This is a genomic window from Maricaulis sp., assembly GCF_048268525.1.
Lineage (GTDB): Bacteria > Pseudomonadota > Alphaproteobacteria > Caulobacterales > Maricaulaceae > Maricaulis.
This window is the reverse complement of the sequence record NZ_JBLWVH010000033.1, coordinates 12,556-33,770: the sequence shown is the minus strand read 5'-3', so window position 1 is coordinate 33,770 and position 21,215 is coordinate 12,556. Positions and strand designations below refer to the sequence as shown.

General features: G+C 62.6%; 22 protein-coding genes. 11 read left to right on the top strand and 11 right to left on the bottom strand.

Annotation, left to right across the window (positions count from 1 at the left end):
* The 7 genes from ACN0X9_RS14135 to leuB form a co-directional block, all read left to right on the top strand.
* Positions 1–851 (top strand): thiamine pyrophosphate-dependent enzyme (locus ACN0X9_RS14135; protein ID WP_417488212.1); only part of this gene is annotated, 851 nt, incomplete at its 5' end.
* Positions 852–853: 2 nt separating this feature from the next.
* On the top strand, positions 854–1,174 hold the full coding sequence (locus ACN0X9_RS14130) for an ACT domain-containing protein (protein WP_417488211.1): 321 nt from the start codon (positions 854–856) through the stop codon (positions 1,172–1,174).
* Positions 1,156–2,745, top strand: a complete 1,590-nt coding sequence (locus tag ACN0X9_RS14125; protein WP_417488210.1) for a 2-isopropylmalate synthase — start codon at positions 1,156–1,158, stop codon at positions 2,743–2,745. Before ACN0X9_RS14130 ends, ACN0X9_RS14125 begins: the two co-directional genes overlap by 19 nt.
* 14 nt (positions 2,746–2,759) lie before the next feature.
* Positions 2,760–3,716, top strand: coding sequence for a branched-chain amino acid transaminase (locus ACN0X9_RS14120; RefSeq protein ID WP_417488209.1), 957 nt, complete (start codon positions 2,760–2,762; stop codon positions 3,714–3,716).
* The gene (gene leuC / locus ACN0X9_RS14115; RefSeq protein ID WP_417488208.1) at positions 3,706–5,151 is read left to right on the top strand and encodes a 3-isopropylmalate dehydratase large subunit; all 1,446 of its coding nucleotides are present in this window, start codon (positions 3,706–3,708) and stop codon (positions 5,149–5,151) included. The genes ACN0X9_RS14120 and leuC overlap by 11 nt, the downstream gene beginning before the upstream one ends.
* Positions 5,144–5,731 carry a 3-isopropylmalate dehydratase small subunit gene (gene leuD / locus ACN0X9_RS14110; RefSeq protein ID WP_417488207.1) on the top strand — a complete coding sequence of 196 codons (588 nt, stop codon included), beginning with the start codon at positions 5,144–5,146 and terminating at the stop codon, positions 5,729–5,731. The genes leuC and leuD overlap by 8 nt, the downstream gene beginning before the upstream one ends.
* Positions 5,728–6,786, top strand: coding sequence for a 3-isopropylmalate dehydrogenase (gene leuB / locus ACN0X9_RS14105; RefSeq protein WP_417488206.1), 1,059 nt, complete (start codon positions 5,728–5,730; stop codon positions 6,784–6,786). The genes leuD and leuB overlap by 4 nt, the downstream gene beginning before the upstream one ends.
* 68 nt (positions 6,787–6,854) lie before the next feature.
* Here leuB and ACN0X9_RS14100 read toward each other — a convergent pair whose 3' ends face one another.
* The 11 genes from ACN0X9_RS14100 to ACN0X9_RS14050 form a co-directional block, all read right to left on the bottom strand.
* Positions 6,855–7,541, bottom strand: a complete 687-nt coding sequence (locus ACN0X9_RS14100; protein ID WP_417488205.1) for a hypothetical protein — start codon at positions 7,539–7,541, stop codon at positions 6,855–6,857.
* A 142-nt stretch (positions 7,542–7,683) separates the two neighbouring features.
* Positions 7,684–8,844: a dipeptidase gene (locus tag ACN0X9_RS14095; protein ID WP_417488204.1), complete on the bottom strand. Its 1,161-nt coding sequence runs from the start codon at positions 8,842–8,844 to the stop codon at positions 7,684–7,686.
* Positions 8,845–8,948: 104 nt separating this feature from the next.
* Positions 8,949–9,854, bottom strand: a complete 906-nt coding sequence (locus ACN0X9_RS14090) for a hypothetical protein (protein ID WP_417488203.1) — start codon at positions 9,852–9,854, stop codon at positions 8,949–8,951.
* A 155-nt stretch (positions 9,855–10,009) separates the two neighbouring features.
* Positions 10,010–10,873 carry an ATP-binding protein gene (locus ACN0X9_RS14085; RefSeq protein WP_417488202.1) on the bottom strand — a complete coding sequence of 288 codons (864 nt, stop codon included), beginning with the start codon at positions 10,871–10,873 and terminating at the stop codon, positions 10,010–10,012.
* Positions 10,866–12,050, bottom strand: coding sequence for a PP2C family protein-serine/threonine phosphatase (locus ACN0X9_RS14080; protein WP_417488201.1), 1,185 nt, complete (start codon positions 12,048–12,050; stop codon positions 10,866–10,868). Before ACN0X9_RS14080 ends, ACN0X9_RS14085 begins: the two co-directional genes overlap by 8 nt.
* 15 nt (positions 12,051–12,065) lie before the next feature.
* The gene (locus ACN0X9_RS14075; RefSeq protein WP_417488200.1) at positions 12,066–12,368 is read right to left on the bottom strand and encodes an STAS domain-containing protein; all 303 of its coding nucleotides are present in this window, start codon (positions 12,366–12,368) and stop codon (positions 12,066–12,068) included.
* A gap of 45 nt (positions 12,369–12,413) precedes the next feature.
* The gene (locus ACN0X9_RS14070) at positions 12,414–12,743 is read right to left on the bottom strand and encodes an Hpt domain-containing protein (protein ID WP_417488199.1); all 330 of its coding nucleotides are present in this window, start codon (positions 12,741–12,743) and stop codon (positions 12,414–12,416) included.
* A 140-nt stretch (positions 12,744–12,883) separates the two neighbouring features.
* On the bottom strand, positions 12,884–13,927 hold the full coding sequence (locus ACN0X9_RS14065; RefSeq protein WP_417488198.1) for a LacI family DNA-binding transcriptional regulator: 1,044 nt from the start codon (positions 13,925–13,927) through the stop codon (positions 12,884–12,886).
* 120 nt (positions 13,928–14,047) lie between these two features.
* Entirely contained in the window at positions 14,048–14,731 is a 684-nt protein-coding gene (locus ACN0X9_RS14060) for a ChrR family anti-sigma-E factor (RefSeq protein WP_417488197.1), read from the bottom strand.
* Positions 14,728–15,312: a sigma-70 family RNA polymerase sigma factor gene (locus ACN0X9_RS14055; RefSeq protein WP_417488196.1), complete on the bottom strand. Its 585-nt coding sequence runs from the start codon at positions 15,310–15,312 to the stop codon at positions 14,728–14,730. Before ACN0X9_RS14055 ends, ACN0X9_RS14060 begins: the two co-directional genes overlap by 4 nt.
* A gap of 22 nt (positions 15,313–15,334) precedes the next feature.
* Positions 15,335–15,508, bottom strand: a complete 174-nt coding sequence (locus ACN0X9_RS14050) for a hypothetical protein (protein ID WP_417488195.1) — start codon at positions 15,506–15,508, stop codon at positions 15,335–15,337.
* A gap of 27 nt (positions 15,509–15,535) precedes the next feature.
* Between ACN0X9_RS14050 and ACN0X9_RS14045 the strand changes: the two genes are divergently transcribed.
* The 4 genes from ACN0X9_RS14045 (at position 15,536) to ACN0X9_RS14030 (ending at position 21,193) form a co-directional block, all read left to right on the top strand.
* A complete protein-coding gene (locus ACN0X9_RS14045; RefSeq protein WP_417488194.1) occupies positions 15,536–16,885 on the top strand; it encodes an NAD(P)/FAD-dependent oxidoreductase in 1,350 nt (449 codons plus the stop codon).
* Complete coding sequence (locus ACN0X9_RS14040; protein ID WP_417488193.1) at positions 16,882–17,658, top strand: DUF1365 domain-containing protein; 777 nt, start codon at positions 16,882–16,884, stop codon at positions 17,656–17,658. Before ACN0X9_RS14045 ends, ACN0X9_RS14040 begins: the two co-directional genes overlap by 4 nt.
* Positions 17,658–18,884 carry a class I SAM-dependent methyltransferase gene (locus ACN0X9_RS14035; protein ID WP_417488192.1) on the top strand — a complete coding sequence of 409 codons (1,227 nt, stop codon included), beginning with the start codon at positions 17,658–17,660 and terminating at the stop codon, positions 18,882–18,884. Before ACN0X9_RS14040 ends, ACN0X9_RS14035 begins: the two co-directional genes overlap by 1 nt.
* Before the next feature lie 167 nt (positions 18,885–19,051).
* Positions 19,052–21,193, top strand: a complete 2,142-nt coding sequence (locus ACN0X9_RS14030) for a putative bifunctional diguanylate cyclase/phosphodiesterase (protein WP_417488191.1) — start codon at positions 19,052–19,054, stop codon at positions 21,191–21,193.
* The last annotated feature ends 22 nt before the right edge of the window (positions 21,194–21,215 follow it).

Here is a 21,215-nt window from a genome sequence, read left to right as displayed (position 1 = left end):
TCCTGATCTGTTGCGGCGCCCGTTTCGATGACCGCGCCACCGGTCGGCTGGACAGTTTCGCCCCGGGTGCCCGCATCATCCATATCGATGGCGACGCCGCCGAGATCGACAAGCTGCGCCGGGCCGAGATCGGCCTGGCCGGCGACATATCCGCCATCCTCGCGGGAATCACCAATGACTGGCTCGACATCACCGAATGGCGCGACGCCTGCGTCGAACGCAAGGAACGCCACGCCTTTCGCTATGACGCGCCCGGCTCGGGCGTCTATGCGCCGGCCATGCTGAAGCAATTGTCCGAGGCCGCCGGCGACGACTTCATCGCCGCCTGCGATGTCGGCCAGCACCAGATGTGGGTCGCCCAGCATTGCCGCTTCGCACGCCCGGAACACCATCTGACTTCTGCGGGTCTGGGCGCCATGGGCTATGGCCTGCCGGCCGGTATCGGCGCCGCCATGACCCGACCCGACGCGAAGGTCGTCACCATCACCGGCGACGGCTCGATCATGATGAATATCCAGGAGCTGGCCACCGCCCGTCGCTATGGCGTGCCGGTCAAAATCCTGCTGCTGGACAACGCCTCCCTGGGCCTGGTCCGACAGTGGCAGGAATATTTCTTCGAGGAGAATTTCTCGGAGATCGACCTCTACGACAATCCCGATTTCGCGGAAGTGGCCCATGCTTTCGGCATCGAGGCCTTCACCGTTCACAGCCGCGAGGAAGTTCCCGCGGCCATCGACCGCTTGCTGAACGCCCGCGGCCCGATCCTCGCGCATGTCCTGATCGACCCGCGCGAGAATGTCTGGCCGCTGGTGCCACCCGGCGCGTCCAATGCCGACATGATGGAGGACTGATCATGCGCACCTCGCTTCGTATTGAACTCGCCGACGCGGAAGGCGCCCTGATGCGGCTTATCGGTCTTGTGGAACGCCGCGGCTTCACCATCGCCACACTCGACAAGGACGCGGCCAGCAATGGTCGGTCGACTGTCACCATGACGCTCGATGCCCGTGACGGCGCCCGCAGCATGGACGTGTTGGCGCGCCAGGTCGCGCGCCTGCTCGACGTGCGCGGCGTCTTCACCCGCGACAACCACCCCCAGATTGCACCGGAGATCGCAGCCCAGGCGGCTGGCGGTCCGGACCGATGGAGACAAGCATGTCCGCCCCGACACTGAGACCAGTTCCGACTCCACAGCCCGACCGGCTGCGGATTTTCGACACGACGCTGCGCGATGGTGAACAGGCGCCCGGTTTCTCGATGAATCCGGCAGAAAAGCTGGAAATCGCCCGCCTGCTCGAGGCCATGCGCGTCGACACGATCGAGGCCGGTTTTGCCGCCGCCTCACCGGGCGACAGCGAGGCCATCCGCCTGATCGCCTCGGAAATCAGCAATTCGACCCTGTGCTCACTGGCCCGCGCCAATGAGAAGGATATCGATGCGGCAGCCATCGCGCTGGAACCGGCCCGCCGCAAACGCCTGCACATCTTCCTGGCCACCAGCCCGATCCACCGTGAAGCCAAGCTGCGCATGTCGCGACACGAAGTGCTGCAGACCATCGAACGCTGTCTCAAACACGCCGCCGGAACCTTCGACGAAATCGAGTTTTCCGCCGAGGACGCACTGCGCACGGAGCCTGACTTCCTGGTCGAGGCGATGAGCTGCGCCGCGGCCAATGGCGCCGATGTTCTGAATGTGCCAGACACGGTCGGCTATTCCGAGCCGGACGAAATCCGGGCAGTGTTCGAACGTCTGGCGGCCCATGTCGAGCGGCCGGACCACGTCATTTTCTCGGCCCATTGCCACAATGACCTGGGTCTGGCCGTGTCCAACTCGCTGGCCGCCGTGAAAGGCGGGGCCCGCCAGGTCGAGTGCGCCATCAACGGTATCGGCGAACGGGCCGGCAATTGCTCGCTCGAGGAAATCGTCATGGCACTGCAGGTCCGGGCCGATATCTTCCCGGCTGTCAGTCATGTCGATGCCACCAAAATCTGGTCCTCCAGCCAGCGTCTGGCGCGGGTAACCGGGACAGCGGTCGCCCCGAACAAGGCCATTGTCGGCAAGAATGCCTTTGCCCACGAGGCCGGCATCCACCAGCACGGCATGATCTCGGACCGCCGCACCTATGAGATCATGACCCCGGAAAGCGTCGGCGCACCGGGCTCAGCCCTGGTGCTGGGCAAGCATTCGGGCAAGCACGCCCTCGTCCAGCGCCTGGCCAAGCTGGGTTATCAGCCCGACCCGGAGAAGCTGAACCAGGTCTTCAAGGATTTCAAACACCTGGCCGATGAGCTGGGCGAGGTGAATGATGCCGATCTGGTTGCCATGATGGAGGGCTTCTCGCCCAGTGGCTCACGCTGGACCGTGCTGCGCACAGAACTGCGGACCACGGCCGGCCGTCAGCCCAAGCAGTTTGCCCGCGTTGAACTGGAGCATCCCGACCGCGGTCGTGTCTCCGACATTGCGTCCGGCGATGGCCCCATTGCAGCCGCGTTCGCGGCGGTCCAGCGCATCACCGGCACGGATGCCACCGTGACAGCACTGGAGACCCGCATGCGGTCGACCGCGACCGGTCGCGAATTCGTCGCCGATATCAGCATCGATATAGATGGCACGATCTTCTCCGGGCGCGCGCGTGGCCCCGATATCGTCACCGCAGCGATCGACTCGCTGCTCTTCACACTCGATCGCGGTGAGGCCTATGGCCGGGCCGACTTGACCCAGCAACAACCGGCCGCGGCCGTCTGACAGGAATTATCACAATGGCTATCCAGGAAACCGACTTCATCTGGCGCAATGGCGAACTGATTGACTGGCACGAAGCGCAGACACATGTCCTCTCCCACGCCCTGCATTACGGCTCCTCGGTGTTCGAGGGGATCCGTTGCTACAACACGCCGACCGGGCCGCAGATCTTCCGGCTGACAGACCACGTCAAGCGACTGTTCAACAGCGCCAAGGTCTATCACATGCCGATCAACCACACTGTGGAGGAGGTTGAGGCCGCCTGCCGGATGGTGATCCGCGCCAATCACCTCAAGGACGCCTATATCCGGCCAGTCGCCTTCTTCGGCTATGGCGGTATCGGTGTCCTGCCCGGCGCCGACACCAAGCCGGAAATCTGCATCGCCGCCTTCCCCTGGGGCGCCTATCTCGGCGAGGAAGCCCTGACCAAGGGCGTCGATTGCTGCATCTCCTCCTGGAGCCGTCCGGCCCCGAACACCATCCCGACCGGTGCCAAGGCGGGCGGCAATTATCTCTCCTCCATGCTGATCAGCCATGAAGCGCATTCGCGCGGCTTTGACGAAGGCATCGGGCTGGACGTCAATGGTCTGGTGTCCGAGGGCGCGGGGGAAAATATCTTCGTGGTCACCGACGGCGTCATTCGCACGCCGCCCAGCTCCGCCTCCATTCTCTCCGGCCTGACCCGCGATGCGGTGATGAAGCTGGCCGAGGCGGAAGGCTTTGACGTTCGCGAGCAGACCCTGTCGCGGGAAAGCCTGTATTTCGCCGACGAGATCTTCTTTACCGGGACCGCCGCCGAGATCACGCCGGTCCGCTCGGTTGATGGCCATGTTGTCAGCGCTGGCGGCCGTGGTCCGATCGCCGAACTGATGCAGAAACGCTTCTTCGGCCTGTTCTCCGGCGAGACACCGGACCGACATGGCTGGCTGCAGCCGGTCCAGGACAATGCGATGGAGGTCCAGCATGTCGCCTGAGACTGAGACCGGAACGAGCAACAACGCGCCGCGCTCACTGTTCGACAAGGTCTGGCAGGCCCACCAGGTTCGCGCCGAAACGGCCGAGACACCAGGCCTGCTCTATATCGACCTGCACCTGGTGCACGAGGTCCCCTCGCCGCAGGCCTTCTCCGTGCTCGACGAGCGCGGCCTGACAGTGCGCCGTCCCGACCGCACGCTGGCGACGATCGACCACTCGACGCCGACGCTCGATTTCGCGCCCGGGGACACGCCGCCCTATGCGACGCCAGCGGCGAAGAGCCAGGTCGAGCGGCTGCAGGACAATACGAAGAAACACGGCATCACCCTGCATGGCTGGGGCAGCGGTCATCGCGGCGTCGTGCATGTGATCGGCCCGGAACTCGGTGCGACCCAGCCGGGCATGACGATTGTCTGCGGCGACAGCCATACCGCCACCCATGGCGCATTCGGAGCGCTGGCCTTCGGCATCGGCACGACCGAGGTCGGCCATGTCCTGGCCTCGCAATGCCTGTTGCAACGCAAGCCGAAATCCATGCGGATCACGGTCGAGGGCGAAACCGCGCCCGGCATTTCCGCCAAGGACATCATCCTCGCCGTCATCGCCGAACTCGGCGTCGATGGCGGCACGGGCTGCGTGATCGAATATGCCGGCAGCGCCATCGAGGCGCTCGACATGGAAGGCCGGATGACGGTCTGCAACATGTCGATCGAGGCCGGCGCCCGGGCCGGCATGATTGCACCGGACGCAACGACATTTGCCTGGCTGAAAGGTCGCGAACACTGCCCATCCGGCGCCGACTGGGACCAAGCCGTCGAAGGCTGGCGCGCGCTGCGCAGCGAACCGGGCGCCCGGTTCGACCATGAAATCATGATCGATGCCTCGACGATCCGCCCCATGGTCACCTGGGGCACGGCGCCGGATACCGGCATTGCCGTCAATACGCCCATTCCCGCGCCGCGCACCGCCTCCCAGAAAAAAGCCCTGGCCTATATGGGGCTGGAGGCCGGCAAGCCGGTCGCCGGCGCCCGGGTCGATCAGGTCTTCATCGGCTCCTGCACCAATTCGCGCATCACCGATCTGCGCGAAGCCGCCACCATCATGAGTGGGCGCCGCGTCGCCGAGGGCGTCCGCGCCCTCGTCGTGCCCGGCTCGGTCGCGGTGCGGGCCCAGGCCGAGGCCGAAGGTCTCGACCGGATCTTCACTGACGCCGGCGCCGAGTGGCGCCAGCCGGGATGCTCGATGTGCATCGCCATGAATGGTGATCGCGGCGAGCCGGGCCAGCTGGTCGTTTCAACCTCCAACCGTAATTTTGAAGGCCGCCAGGGGCCGGGCGTGCGCACCGTGCTGGCCAGTCCGGTCACGGCTGCGGCGGCGGCCATTGCCGGTCATGTCATCGACCCGGCCGAGCTGATGGAGCCCGCCCATGCCTGATCAAATCGACGATATCCGCCAGATCGACAGCCGTACCTTTGTGATCGACCAGGAAGACATCGACACCGACCAGATCATCCCGGCCCGCTTTTTGACCACAACCAGCCGCGACGGGCTGGGCAAGCTGGCCTTTCACGACTGGCGTTATGACAGCGACGGCAAGCCGCTGGACGCCGTCTCGCTGAACAGTCTCGACACGGGCGCCTGCCGGGTCCTGGTTGCCGGTCGCAATTTCGGCTGCGGCTCGTCGCGCGAACACGCGCCCTGGGCGCTGCATGATTTCGGTTTCCGGGCGGTCATCTCCAGCGAGTTCGCCGATATCTTCCGTTCCAACTCGGCCCGCAACGGCCTTTTGCCGATCGTGGCGCCCGAAGCGGCGCATAAATGGCTGCTCGCCAATCCGGGTGTCTCGATCAAGGTCGACCTGGCCAGCCAGCATGTCGATCTGGGCAATGGTCCCAGTTTCGACTTCGCCATCGAGCCCTTTGCCAAACACTGCCTGATGGAAGGCACCGATCCGCTCGGCTTCCTGATGAGCCATGCCGATGCGATCGACGCATATGAGGCCGACCACGCATGACCTACCGCATCACACTCCTGCCCGGCGACGGGATCGGACCGGAAATCACCGCTGTTGCCCGCGCCGTGCTGGAGCATGTCGCGGCCCTTGAGGGCTTTGGCGTCACCTTTGAGACCTGCGCCTTTGGCGGCGCCTCGATCGATGAATTCGGCGAACCGCTGACCGAGGCCACACTGGCGACCTGCCGGGCCGCGGATGCGATCTTCCTGGGCGCGGTCGGCGGTCCGAAATGGGACCGCGCCGATGTCCGCCCGGAAGCCGGCCTGCTGGCCCTGCGCAAGGCGCTCGGCGTCTATGCCAATCTGCGCCCGGCCGCCGTACATCCGGCCCTGGCCGGCAAATCCCCCCTGCGCCCGGACCTCGTCGCCGGCACCGATGTCCTGATCGTGCGCGAGCTGACCGGCGGGATTTATTTCGGGACGCGCGAACGCAGCGCCGACAGCGCCAGTGACACCTGCACCTATTCGCGCGGCGAGATTGAACGGGTCGCCCGCATCGCCTTCCAGCAGGCCCGCCTGCGGCGCGGCAAGCTGACCTCGGTCGACAAGGCCAATGTGCTGGAAACCAGCCGTCTGTGGCGCGAAACCGTCTCCGAAATGGGCGCCCGCGACTTCCCCGACATCGAACTCGACCACATGTATGTCGACGCCGCCGCCATGCACATGCTGCGCGCCCCGGCGAGCTTTGACGTCATCGTCACCGAGAACATGTTCGGCGATATCCTCTCCGACGAAGCCTCCATGCTGCCCGGCTCGATCGGCCTTTTGGGCTCGGCCTCGCTGGGCGACAGCAAGCCAGGCCTCTTCGAACCCATCCACGGCTCTGCCCCCGACATCGCCGGCCAGGACAAGGCCAACCCGTTCGGCGCGATCGAAGCGGCGGCGCAATTGCTGGAAAGCCTGGACGAGACGGGGGCGGCAGGGCGCATCCGGGATGCTGTTGATGCCATGCACAAGGCGGGGGAGTGGACGGGGGATCTGGGTGGATCGTTGAGCTGTTCCCAGGCGGGCGTGAAGCTGGTGGAGCGCCTGGAGGCGGAGGCTGTGGCGGCTTAAGTCAATGTCCACCAGAACGGCAGCAGCTCAAACATCCTTGCGCCGACAACACGCCGGAGGAATTCCCCCTACTCCAGCTCCACCACCACCCTCGCGGCGGCACGATCCAGTACGCCTTGTGACAACCTTTCCCAGAGCGGGCTCTCGAGGCCGGCGTCTATGATGCTGGCCATCGAAGCGCCGGTGGGGGCGAGGCCTTCGATGTAGATGATCATCAGCTCCTCACGCGGATTATCGGGGTCGAGGACGTGTTTCATGGTCGCGTTGATGGTCTCGGCCGGCAAGGTGTAGCCCGCCTCCGCGAGCACGGCCCGCATCATCTCATTGTCCGAACCCGCCTGCGGGACATCAGTAGAGCCCTCGCCGAATCGGGCGCGGACGAAGAAGGTGGCGTCGCCCAGTTCGCGTTGCTCGAGATCGGACAGGTGGAAGTCGTAGCCCGCCTCCGGCAGGGTCGGCAGATAGGCTTCGAACTGGATCCAGTAGAGCCGGTCGACCACCCGGTCCTCACCGGCCTCGACGAAGAGGTGCATCTCAGCATCAACCGCGTCGTAGAGCGCCCAGCGCCGGCCGCCGGCATAGACCGCAGTGTCCGGCACGGCGATGCGTGCTTCAGGCAGATGGGGCGATACCAGCTCGCCCGCCCCGTCGACTGTGCGCATGGGGGCCGGCCAGTGCGCGGCGTCCGGACAACCGGACGCGACGCACAGATGAGTGGCAATCGTCACGGCGATCGCACTGAAGCTCAGGGGCATGAGGGCATGACTCCGTTTGCTGGATCGATCTGATGTGGGCCAGTAGACCCAACGAGCGCAGACGGAGCCAATGAAACATCGGTAAGATAAAAGGGTTTTGCGCCAGTGCGTCCCCGAGGGCCCAGTCTTGTCGAGGCCCCCCCTACCCCGGCAAATTCTCCAAAAAGAACCGCACCGCATTCTCACCCATCACCTGACGGACTTCGCTCTCGCTCAACCCGGCGCCCAGCAGGCGGTCGGTGAGGACGGCGTATTCGGAGGCGTCGAAGGTGGTGGTGACGGTGCCGTCATAGTCGGAGCCGAGGGCGACATGGTCGATGCCGACCAGCTCGATGGCGGCGAGCAGGGTCGCGGCGACGCCTTCGGGGCTGTCGTCGCAGGTCACATCGGCCCAGAAACCGATGCCGATCAGCCCGCCGCCGGCGGCGATGCGCTGCATCAGGGCGTCGGGGATGTTGCGCTTGACCTCGCAATGGCCGTGCACGCCGGTATGGGAGACCACGAGCGGGCTGTCGGTCATGGCCAGGACCTCCTCGACGACCTGCGGTGAGGAATGGGCGACATCGATGATCAGGCCGCGCTCATCCATGCGGCGGATGACGTCGCGGCCGAAATCCGTCAGCCCGGCATTCGAGACGCCGTGCAGCGAGCCGCCGAGCTCATTGTCGAAGAAATGCTGCAGGCCGAGCATGCGATAGCCGGCCTCCCACAGAACATCGATATTGCCGAGATCGCCTTCAAGCGGGTGGGCGCCCTCGGTCTCGAGGAGGCCGGCCAGGGCGGTCGGATCGGTTTCGCGAGCAGCGAGGACCGCCTCGAGATCGGCGCGGGTCCGCACCACGGTGAAGGCGTCATCCCGCTCGGCAAGACGGTTCAGCCGGTCAGCATGATAGACCGCGCGTTCGAGGATAGAGGTCCAGGTCCGCATCGGCCAGCGCTGGACGATGGCCAGGGCGGTGATGTCGTCAGTGTCGGCGGTATTGCTGTCGTAATTCTGGCCGGACGGGGTCTTGGTGACACTGGAAAAGACCTGCAAGGCCACACCGCCGGCGCGCAGGCGCGGCAGATCGGTATGACCGCGATCATTCCAGCGCGTCGGATCGCGCATCCACAGCAGCATGTCGGAGTGAAGATCGGCGACGCGCAGCGTCTCGTGCAGGGCCTCGGCCTCGGCGCTCGGCGTATAGGGCGCGTGAGGCCGGACCACATTCATGTCGGCATCGATCTGCGCCGGCAGGATGAAGAAGACAAAGCCGCCGGCGATCAGGATGACCGCCAGCAAGATGCCAAGAAAAATACGCATGAAGACCCCGCCCGAATGACCTCTCAAAGCCATAGACCGGAACGCCGGACAGAAAAAGGGCGGCCGCGTGTCAGCGGCCTCCCTTTCAACCGATCAATGACCGATTATTCGCTGTACAGCTCGGAAATCGACAAGGTCGCCTCGGCGCCCCCGCCCTGGCTGTAGGAACCGATCCAGATGTCATAGGTACCGGAGGCCGCATTGTTGAAGGTCAGGGCCGGGTTCAGACCGGCATTGCCGCCATCATCATTGCAGTGCCAGTTGCCATTGGGATCATTGACCAGGATGGTCGTATCCGAGCTCGATGCCGCCGACAGGATCAGGGGCAGCGAACCGGCCGTGAAATTGAGTTCGAAATCCGGAGCCGCAGAAACCCAGCCGGCACAACCGGAACGCACAGAGTCAGCGCGGAAACCGCCACCGGAGATAATGTTCACACGGTAGGGATCCGGCGTGAAACCGCCGCGCAGATTGGCAGAACCGAAATTGGCGGCCAGAGACCAGTCGATACCGCGAGAGGATGGCTGCGGCGTGGCGCCACCCGCAAGTCCGAGCTCGGAGATCGACAAGGTTGCCTGGGCATAATCGCCTTCCGAGTAGGATCCGACCCAGATGTCGTAACGTCCGGAGGCCGGATTGGAGAAAGTCATGCTCGGATTGAGGCCTTCACCGCTGTCATCATCGCAATACCAGCTGGTATCCGGGCCGTTGACGACAAGGGTGGTGTCGGTGTTCGAGACCGCGCCGATGGTCAGGTCGAACATGTTCCCGGCTTCGTAATAGACGGAATAATCCGGCGCGTTGGCGATCCAGCCGCGACAGCTGCTCGACAGGTTGCTGGCGCGCAACTGCCCGCCCGAAGTCAGGGTGACATTGTACGGGTCCGGTGTGAAACCAGAGCTAAGATTGACAGTTCCGAACGTCGCCGGAGCTGAAAAGTCCTGGGCGATCGCAGGGCTGGCAAGAAGCGCTACTGTGACCACGCTGGCGAAGATTTGGGTTTTCATCATTTCCCCCTCCAGACCGTGTGGAACGCCCCTGCGATCCGGCTATCACGTCTGGTACGGGAAAGAATAAGCGATATTTCCGCTGAACCCTAGCTGAACACCCGAATAATCGTATCTGTTTGAAACTTTCCAGTCGCGCGACGCGGGCCACCCGACAGTCAGGCTTCAGGTTCCAGGACAATGGTCGCCTCCACGACATTGCCGGCGCCCAGATAGGTTAGCGATGAAAATGACAGCTCCCGCGCCATGGCGATGCCTCGGCCACGATACCCGACCGCCGCTCCGTTTGTGGCGTTGTATCGTTCATGGTCAAATCCCGAGCCCTCATCCTGGACAGTCATTGATATGAGACGGGCGCTACGTTGGAAGGACAGGGTGACAATCCGGTCTGAAAACTCCGGATTCTGCAGGCGCGCTTCGACCTCCTCCCGCCACTTCCCGTCCATCAGCAATGCCTGTTTCATCTCTGCATCGATCTCGAGATTGCCGTGCTCCACAGCGTTGATCAGCAATTCCTGAAGGCCGATCGCGACCAGATCGGAATTGGGGCAGGCATGGGCAATCATCGTCGCCAGGTTCCGGGCCTCATCAAGTGTCCTCAAGGCAAATTCGCCGCGCAGGATGGTCCCGACCGCTGATTTACGTCGTGCGACCTCTGACTTGAGGTTCATGACCTGATCATGGAAATCCTTTGCCGCATTGACCACCGAAGTTATCGAATCGATATCGACATCGGCCGACAGCACAAAGTCAGCGCGCGCGTGAGCCGATTTGGCGGCCGTGATCAGGATCGATTGTTGCGCTCCGGCATTCCGGCCGGCTGCCTGACCGATTGCTTCATGGTGGTCGTCATCAACGATGACCAGGCCAACCATCGCCCGCTCGGGAAGCTCAGCGGTCGTCACAACGGCATCCCGGAAACGACTCACCAGATCATGCCGAACGGCGTCGGCAACCGGACACTCCGCAAGTCGGACCCAGATCACATCGTCCGACACTGCCGGCAACGGTTGATCACCCATCACCCACGACCTCCAGCATCAAAAGCGTCAGATCATCCCGCTGTTTTGCCGCTTCGCTATCGAAAACACGATCGATCAACGCTTCATGAAAACCGTGGCCGGGGTCTGACGCCAAAACGGCTTTGACATGCGCCACAAGGTCGACCAGCTCCAGTGCCTTCTCCGGCTCGTCGAAACTTTCGTACAAGGCATCGCTGTAGAAGAGGACCCGGTCGCCTTTGGCGATTGGCAAGGAGTGGGTCTCATAGCGAACCGCGGCGGAGCATCCCAGAATGACTCCGGATTGGTCGACGGCCTGCCAGCCACCCGCCTGTTCGAGGAGAATGGGAGGAGGCGTACCTGCAGCCGCATAATCGATGCGTCCGCCGGCAACGTCCACCACACCGTAGAAAGCGGTCGCGAAATGCTCGACCGGAAGAATCTGGCATAAGTCAGCGTTGATGGATGACAACCAAGCTCCGGGAGACGCCCGGTCGCGGGCCTGGTCCTCGGCCAGCATGTGGACACGAAACGCGTTGATCGCGGCGGCCACACCATGACCGGACAGGTCGACCATGAAGACGCCGAAACGGGTCGCATCGATCTTGAACACCTGCCAGAGGTCGCCTCCAAGCTGGTTGGACGCCTTGTAATACGTCGTCAACGCTGCGCCCCGTGGGCCGACAATCGCGGCGACCTCATCCTCGGACTTGAGCAGGGAAACCTGCATCGCCTCGGCAGCCTGCAATTCATCCTGCATGCGGCGGCGATAGCGCTGAAGGCTTTCGATCATCCGACGGCGCTCGAGGTGAAGACGAGTGCGGGATACCAGCTCATGAGCATGGATCGGCTTGGATACGACATCCGACGCGCCCGCATCAAACGCGGTGGCGCGGTGATCAGCGTCCTGCAAGCTCGTCTGGATCAGGATCGGCATGTTGAGTGACAGCCGTTCGCGTGCTTCGCGACACACCTGAATGCCGTCCTTGCGCGGCATGACGATGTCCAGAACCACCATCTCAACATCAAGTCGCTCGAGTATTTCAAGCGCTTCAATGCCGTCAGCGGCGAAAAGCAGATTAGTAAAACCCGCAGCCCGCAGGATCGAACCGATCAGGAGTCGGGACGATTTCAGGTCATCAACAACAAGGATGGCGGCGGTATCTTCCGTACCGATTTCGGTAATCGGATCTGCCATTCCGTCCGCCTGCCCCTATTCAACCGGTATGAGCTGATCGATCTTCGAAAGCTCGACAACCTTGGCGACATGGCCCGTAACGCCAGACAGACACATTGCCTTGCCAGTCTTGATCGCCTTGTCATTGGCTAGCAACAACATACCGATACCAGCCGAATCGATCATCTTGGTCGTCGCGAGAGAGAGCTCAATTGCGGTTGCCTCACACGCGGCAATTTCGCTGACGATCCGGCGGAATGCCTCGTGATCGTCAAAGGTGAGCATGCCCGAAATCGATATGACCAACCGTTGGTCGCGGACCTCGCTGCGATAATCCATATTCATCTCCCGTTGCGGTCCCTTGTCGGGGCCCGCGTTATGGCGTCAGGAAGCTTCCTCAAGGCGCGCGATGGACAGGTCCAGTATCGCATCCAGGTCGCCCCCCGGGTCTGTCGCCTCGCGCTCCAGGTATCCGGCGATCGCACCCAACCGGACCAGGCCGATATTGGATGCCGCACCTTTGAGTGCATGTGCCGAGGCCCGAGCTTCGGCCAGATCGGATCGCGCGAAGGCTTCGTGGTAGGCTTGGGTCAATGACCGAAGGTCCGACACGAATTGCGAGCGCATTCCTGAAAATGCATCCACTCCAACAGCGTCGACCAAAGTCCGGATGATTGTCGTGTCAATTTCTGGATGCTCATTCCAGTTGCTCAAGACCACTCTCCCTCAATCCTGCCGTCCGGTCCCAATCAACGCGGAAGCGGTCTGTCGCTTCATATAGCGCCGATTGCGGCCGAATTCACATCCCGCATCGCGTTAGAGTTACAGCGGTCGCGACTCACTGGATTCAGCCTTCAGGTGGCAGGCGCGGCTGACGAGTCGCGCACCACGATTTCTGATCGGATCTCCCGCCGGACCGCCGCATTGGCATCGCCGTCAAGATGGCTGGCCAGCAGCTCGATCGCGGCGCTCGACATGTCGGAAATCGGTTGCCGGACTGTGGTCAGTTGCGGCCAGATCGCCGTCGCCGTCTGAGTGTCGTCAAATCCAACCACCGTCAGATCGCTTGGCACATCCAGGGCATGCTTGTGGGCCAAGGCGATCACGGCGACCGCCATGTCGTCATTCGACGCAAAAATCGCGGTTGGACGGTCATCCAGTGAGAGCAGTCGCTCGGCCGCTTCCAAACCCGATTTATAGGTGAAGGCCCCTGAGACCACGAGTTCAGGATCCCTCGCCAGGCCATGCGCCGCCAAACCTTCCAGGAATCCGGCATGCCGCTCCCGGCTGGCACCATGCCCCTGCGGCCCGAGCACGAAGCCAATCCTGGAATGTCCGAGGTCGATCAGATACTCGGTCATTCGGCGTGCCGCCGCACGATCGTCGGTGAGGATGCAGGGGGCACGATCAATATCGGTGTCAGGTGCGATGCGGACAAATGGTACGCCCGCTTCGTCGACAGCCGCCAGAACATCGGCATTGTCGCACACCGGTGGCGGCATGATGATCCCGTCGAAACTGGATGTTTGCAGCATGTTGGCGATCTGGCTGGACCAATCCGTGCTGACCGAGTCACAACTCTCGAGCACCAAGTGATAGCCCGAAGCACGGCACCGGTTCAGCGCACCGATCAGCAACTCGCTGATATAACCGGCACTGGGATTGTCATAGAGAAGGCCTATGAAATAGGCATTGGCGCGAGCCAGATTGCGGGCCGACAGATTGGGCCGGTAATTCAGGTCGCGAATGGCCGATTGGACGCGTTCGCGCGTCGCTGGTCGGACATTCGGCTCGGAATTCAGCACGCGGGACACCGTCATGGCGGAGACACCCGCCGCGCTGGCCACGTCCTTGATCGTCGCTCCGGACTGCTTGTTCGCCCGCGTTTTCACATTCATGCTGACCGTCACCCCGGCACCTGACGAAATCACGTGATGCGGGATGGTAGCGCAAACGCACAGCTACCGCACCCGCCTTCGTCACTCAGCCCGAATGGGGGTTGCCGGAAAACAGCCGGCTTAGAGCCCGGTAAAGGCCTGAAATGCCGTCAGAAGCGGATTGTCGAATTTCAGCTTTCCACGCGTCAGCGCAAGACAGATGCACTCACCACCTGTGCCGATGCGAATGTCGTGCTCGACATCTTCATGGGCCTCTTCGACATCACCCCGCCTGTATTCCTGGTCGCCATCCCAGAAACTGCCTTTCAGGACGAGGGTCAGTTCAGAGCCGGAATGCCCGTGCTGCGGGATCGCCACGCCTGGTTGCGCCTTGAGCAACCAGAGCCGCGTACCATCTTCGCCGCGCCACAAGATGCGCTTTCGTAGACCCGGCCCCAGGAACTCCCATTTCACCCGGGCGGCGGAACCGGCAAGATATCGTGCGAGGGTCGGCGGCAGATCAACACCATCGAGGGCGGCCGGTACAGCCGCCGACTCGCCAGCCCAGATCTCTTCGATGGCGCCCGGGTCGCTTCCTTCGACCATTTCCAGCAGATCATCTGCACTGAATGGAAGGGCTTCACCGACAGGCATGCGGTCCAGCAATACACCACCGATCCGGTTCAGCCGGGCGACGCGGGCCTGCGCGTCGGAATTCAACTCGACATGTGACTGGACAAGCACGGTTTCAGCCTCGCTCGCCAGACTGCCGGCGGCGTAGCCCAGATACCAGGCATCATCGAGCACGTGACCGCGTTGGGTCATACCAATTCTCCAAGGGAAGTCTTCAACTTGCCAAGGGCAAGCCGTATGCGTGATTTGACGGTTCCGAGCGGTAGTTCGAGCCGTTCGGCGATTTCGCTGTGGGTCAGGCCTGCGGTAAAGGCGAGCTCGACCACCTGCCGCTGATCGGCAGAGAGTTCTTCAAGTGCCGATCCGACGCTGTCGGCTGCGTCTGCCTGTTCGCACAGGTCGTCGGCGGCGGGCGGAGGTACTGGTTGAAGGGACGGATCCTCTTCGTCCATCCGGCTAGCACGTTGGTCCTTGCGATACAGGTCAATGTGCTGGTTGCGAGCGATCGTATAGATCCAGGTCGATGCCGCTGCCCGCGCCGGGTCGAAACTCGACGCACGGCGCCAGATCGCCAGCATGACATCCTGGGTCAGGTCGTCAGCCGTCGCCGGAACGACGCGGCGCTGGATCAGGAAAGCCCGAATTCGCGGCGCAAAATGGTCGAAAAGCTCCCGGAAGGCCGAGCGATCACGGGCCTGTCCCACCCGAACCAGCAATTCGGACAGCTTCTGACCTTCGGAGGTCGGGGCAGGGCGGTCATTCAGATCCGTCATGTGCCCCTTTCCCGGGCCGCGATCACGGCACCAGGCCGGAAGAGTGGATGTCTGGACCATAGCGTACATTCCACTGGATACGAACGATCCAGCGCTCCGGATCAATCAGCGCCTGATCCGGTGTCAGATCACCACATCGTTTGCGCACAAGTGATCCGATCCAGCGTCCGGAGCGTACCGACTGGTGAACGCTCATCGCAGCCATCGACCGACAGGACGCCCCATGAACCAAGCCCCCCGCCGCATTGCCGTGATCGGGTCTGGAATAGCCGGCCTCGCCGCAGCCTGGCGTTTGTCGACACGGCATAAGGTGACCCTGTTCGAAGCTTCTGACAGGCTCGGCGGACACGCAAACACCGCCGACATTGCGATTGACGGGACCGAATTCGGGGTCGACACCGGCTTCATCGTCTACAATCCACGCAACTATCCCAATTTCGTCGGCATGCTGGACCATCTTCAGGTCCATTCATCGCCGAGCGATATGTCCTTCGCCGCATCCATCTCAGATGGCGGGTTCGAATACTCCTCCAATCCGACCGGCCTGTTTGCCCAGAGACGCAACCTGGTGCGTCCGCGGATGTGGCGCATGATCGCAGACATCATGCGGCTCAACCGCCATGCGCGCGTCCCGGATCGCGAAGCAACAGCCCTGTCGCTGGATGAGTTCCTGCAAGCTCACGGCTATTCGGACGCCTTTCGAGAAGATCACATCCTTCCCATGTGCGCCGCTATCTGGTCGTCACCGGTCGATCAGATGCGTGGCTTCCCGGCCGATGCCTTTTTTCGCTTCTTTCTCAATCACGGCCTGCTTCAGCTCACGGACCGGCCGGCCTGGCGGACTGTGACGGGCGGAAGCCAGACCTATGTCCGCGCCTTGTCGACCGCGATTGCCGGACACATCAAGACCGGCACCCCGGTGCACCGGGTAAGCCGGACGCCTGCCGGCGTCACCCTGACACTTGACCAAGGCCATCGGGCCGAGTTCGACGATGTCGTCCTGGCCTGCCATTCGGACCAAGCCCTGAAACTGCTGGACGATGCAGATCCTGAAGAACACAAACTGCTCTCGGCAATACGCTACCGGCCCAACATCGCCGTCCTGCACACCGACGACAGCTTCATGCCGCGCCGCCGGGCGGCCTGGGCCAGCTGGAACTATCTCGAGCGCGGGGAACGTGACACACGCGAAATCAGCCTGACCTATTGGATGAATCGCCTGCAACCGCTGCCAACGGACAAGCCGATCTTTGTCACGCTCAACCCGACCACTGCACCGGACCCGAGCCGCGTCTTGCGGACCGATCACTACGCACACCCGGTATTCGACCACGCCGCGCTCGTCGCGCAGTCGGATTTCGGTGAGATCCAGGGGCGGCGTGGAACCTGGTATGGTGGCGCCTGGCTGGGTTCCGGCTTCCATGAAGACGGGTTGCAATCGGGGCTTCGGGTGGCCGATGCCATCGGTGTGGAAAAACGCCCCTGGTCTGCACCGGACATGGATGCCCGCATCGCCTGGACGAACAACCGCCTCGGCCAATCCGCGCCAGGGCTGGCGATAGCAGCTGAATGACCCCGACCGGCGCCTCACTCCTGATCGGCCAGGTCGGCCATACGCGCCGCCTGCCAAGGCATCACAGCCTGCGCTACCGCGTGGCCTCGGTGCTGGTCGATATCGATGGCCCGGAGGCTCCGGCATCCAGAGGCTGGACATTCGGTTTCAACCGCCCGGGCTTCGTCAGCCTGTATACTTCAGACTATGGAGGCGATGGACCATCGCTCCGCGCCTGGGTCGAAAAGCGCCTGACGGACGCCGGATCGACGTCGCCCATCGGCCGTATCCAGTTGCTGGCGGCGCCGCGTATTCTCGGCCTGGCGTTCAACCCGGTGTCGGTTTTCTTCGCTCATCACCCCCGAGGCGGATTGGCCGGTCTGATCTTCGAAGTCAGCAATTTTCACGGCGGCCGCTGTTCCTACGCCTTTCCGGTCGACGACCCTGGTGACGGCAATGCCGCCCAACATCTACAGACCAAAAAGCGGTTCTTCGTTTCGCCGTTCAATCCCGTGGAGGGGCATTATCGCTTCCGCCTGTCCCGGACCGATGAACAGTACCGGCTCTCGATCCAACTGATCCGGGAGGGGGACGTAGTGCTCAGCGCCGCTCACACCGCCCGCCTCAGCCCCCTGGAACCTCGAGCCCTGCATTCGGCCGCCTGGCTCGTGGCGACCAACACAACCCGTATTTTTTTTGGTATCCTGTGGGAGGCGCTGCGCTTGCGCCTGAAGGGGCTGGCAGTCTTTGCGCCCCGCCGCGACACCATTGACACCCTGCCCGGGAGACACTGATGGACGCTTGTGACAATCAAACCGCGACCGGTGCGACGAGACCCTCGCGCCTGCAAGCCCTTGCGAAAAGCCGGATCTCGCAGGCGCTGGCGGGACTGACGGCGTTTCGCTTGAGGGTGGAGCTGCCCGGTGGCTACGCCTTTCATGTCGGCCCCGAAACTGCTGCGGCCCGCGCGGACTGGACGGTCCGCCGATGGAATGCCCTGCTCCGCATTTCCGCCAGCGGCGTGTTGGGCTTTTCAGAAGGCTATGTGAACGACGAATGGCGGACCTCCGACCTGCCGGCCTTGCTGACCGCCCTCGCAAGAGAGCTCGACTCCAACGCCTCCCTGTCCGGCAAGAACGGTCCCAGCCGCCTGCTGGCGAGGTTCCAGCATTGGCTCAACGCGAACACGCGCCGGGGCAGCCGCCGCAACATCTCGTTCCACTATGATTTGGGCAATGCCTTCTACCGCCACTGGCTCGACGAGAGCATGACCTATTCGGCGGCAATGTTTGAAAGGGAGGACGAACGACTTGCCGACGCACAGGCCAGAAAATACCGACGCATCTGTGCCAGCCTGGACTTGAAGCGCGGCGACCGAGTGCTGGAGATTGGCTGCGGTTGGGGTGGATTCGCGGAGGTCGCAGCTCGGGAGTTTGGCTGCCACGTCACCGGCCTCACGCTATCAACCGCGCAACTCGAGTATGCCCAAGCGCGGATAGAAGCTGCCGGGATCGCGGACCGCGTCGATCTGCGCCTGCAGGATTATCGCGACGTGACCGAAGAATTCGATGCCATAGCCTCGATCGAAATGTTCGAAGCGGTCGGAGAAGCCCATTGGCCAACCTATTTCGAGCAATTGAACCACTGCCTGAAGCCGGGCGGCGGGGCTGCATTGCAGGTGATCACCATTCGAGAATCCGATTTCGATGAATACCGGGGCTCCGCGGACTTCATCCAGAAATATGTGTTCCCGGGAGGCATGCTCCCCCCGGCATCCAGATTATCCGCACTTGCCCACAACGCGGGCCTGACCGAAATCGGCGCGACCATGTTCGGATCGGGATATGCGCAGACACTTGCCCACTGGCACCGCGCCTATCGGGCCAGCTGGCCCGATATCGAGGCTTCAGGATTCGACGCGAAATTTGACCGAATCTGGCGCTTCTACCTGGCCTATTGCGAAGCCGGATTCAGGACCGGGCGCATTGATGTCGGGCAATTTGTATATCGCAAACCCTAGCCGCCAGGATCGCAATCAGACCGGTCCAGACCCCGCAGCTTGCATGAAATATGAGGAATGTCCTGATCAGAAACTGCAGTTTTCGCAGTTTTCTCGCCTGGCGCTGACCAGACCTTTACTACTTGCCCCCAACCTCCACTTTCCAAGAAGACCAACAGGTGGACTGGATGGGACGGACACTCGATAGCACGCTCGGGCGCTACATCAATGTGGCGACCTTGTTGAGTCTGATCGCTTCGGTCCTGACCATTTACTTCTTTGTTGGTGCTCTCAACCGGAATGCCGAACAGAATGACCGCCAGCTCCTGACCGCCGGCCTGGAAGCCGCCTCCCGTCAGAACGAGACTTGGGTGGCCGACTATGGCTGGTGGGGCGAGTTGCTCGAGCTCTGGAATGACCGCCGGAAGGACGTCCTCACCGGTAGCCTCGCCTCATCCTTCTCTGACCATTCAGCCTTTGATTTTGTCGGCCTGTATGGCCGCGACAATGGCGACGGAATGGCCTGGCATCGCGAAACCGGCGAGCGTTTACGCTCTGATGTACTGTCAGTCGAACAAGTCCAGGCCCTGCGGGAAGATCTCGCGCATGGCTACCGTGCGGACCGGTTCATCGCGACCCATTTTCTCAAGCTCGACGGGCAAGTTTATCTGGCCTCCGCGACCGTAGTCGGGGAATACGCGGACAGGCGGTCGATGACCGACCCGGCGAGCGACACGATCATTGTGATCGGAACTGCGATGGATGAGAGCTTTCTGGCCGAGTCGGAAGAGGTGTTTCTTGTCGCCGACGTCGCGCTCCATCAGGGAGCCATGCCTCGCGGGGTGTCCGGGCTGGAAATCACCGACGACGCCGGGCACTCGGTCGGCTGGCTAAGCTGGCAGGCCTCCCGCCCAGGTCTCGATACACTCCGCATCGCCTTCCTGCCGCTGCTCGCCTATATCGCCGCCTTCTTCGTTTGCGCGCAACTGATTGCCAACAAGGCGCGTGCTCTGGCTCGCCATGCGGCCGGCAATGAAAAGCGCGCGATCATCGCCGCAGGAACCGACAATCTTTCGGGCTTGCCCAATCGTCACGGTTTCACGAGCTTCATCGAGAGCACGGCCGCGACCGCGGCAGCAAAGAATGGCGAAGCCGCCGTGATCTATATCGACCTGAACGGGTTCAAAGCTGTCAATGACAAGGCTGGCCACCGGGCCGGAGATGACGTCATCCGCCGCGTCGCCCACCGGTTTCGCGGAGCGGTCGATGCCAGCATTCATATTGCCCGCATCGGGGGCGACGAATTCGCCTGCGCCCTGGTCGGCGAGGACCGTGCCAGCGAGGCGCTAGACATCGCACGCCGCCTGGCCGACAGCCTCGCCAAGCCATTTGAAGTTGACGGTCGCCAGTTCGAGATCGGCGCGGCCATTGGCATTGCACATTCCGATTGCGGGCACCCGAAACCGTTCAGCCAGCTTATCCATGACGCTGACCTTGCGATGTACCGGGCCAAGGCAGACCAGTTGGACAAGCCGCTGGTCTTCAATGCCAGCCTTGGACTTGAAGCCGACGCGCGGCGGGCACTGGAAGCCGATATCGAAGCCGGGCTCGACCGCAACGAGTTCTTCGTCGTCTACCAACCGATCGCGCGTGCGACCGATGGCAGCACCGCGTCGGTGGAGGCCCTGCTACGCTGGGAGCACCCGACTCGCGGCGCCGTGCCACCGGACGTTTTCATTCCGGTCGCCGAGAGCTCGAAACTCATCCGACGCCTCGGAGACTTCGTGGTCCACAGTGTCTGCGAGGAAATCGGACCAGGGGCCACCCATACCGTGTCAATCAACCTGTCGCCGGCACAGCTCAATGACGCTCGACTGTGCGAGCGCTATCTCCGCGAGCTACACGCCCACGGCATGACGGCGGATGCCATCGAATTCGAGTTGACCGAAGCTGTTCTGGTGGAAGACTTCGACCAGGCAAAAACCCGATTGATTGAGCTCCATAACGCTGGCTTCAAGGTAAATCTTGACGATTTCGGCACCGGGTTTGCCTCAATGGGTTACCTGCACATGTTGCCCTTCTCGAAGATCAAGATCGACAAGACATTCGTGCAGACGATCGGCCGTGGCGAAGGCGCCAACAAGATGCTGCAGGCTCTCGCCCTTCTGGGCGATGCCCTGTCCCTGGACATGGTCGCTGAAGGCGTCGAGACCGAAGGTCAGGCTGCCATGCTACGACTGTTGGGCTTTGAATATTTGCAGGGCTGGCATTTCGGCCACCCCTTGCCGGTCGCGCAGTTGAAAACCCGCCGCCGCCGCGACGCTGCCTGACATTCAGTCCGCCACTCTGCAG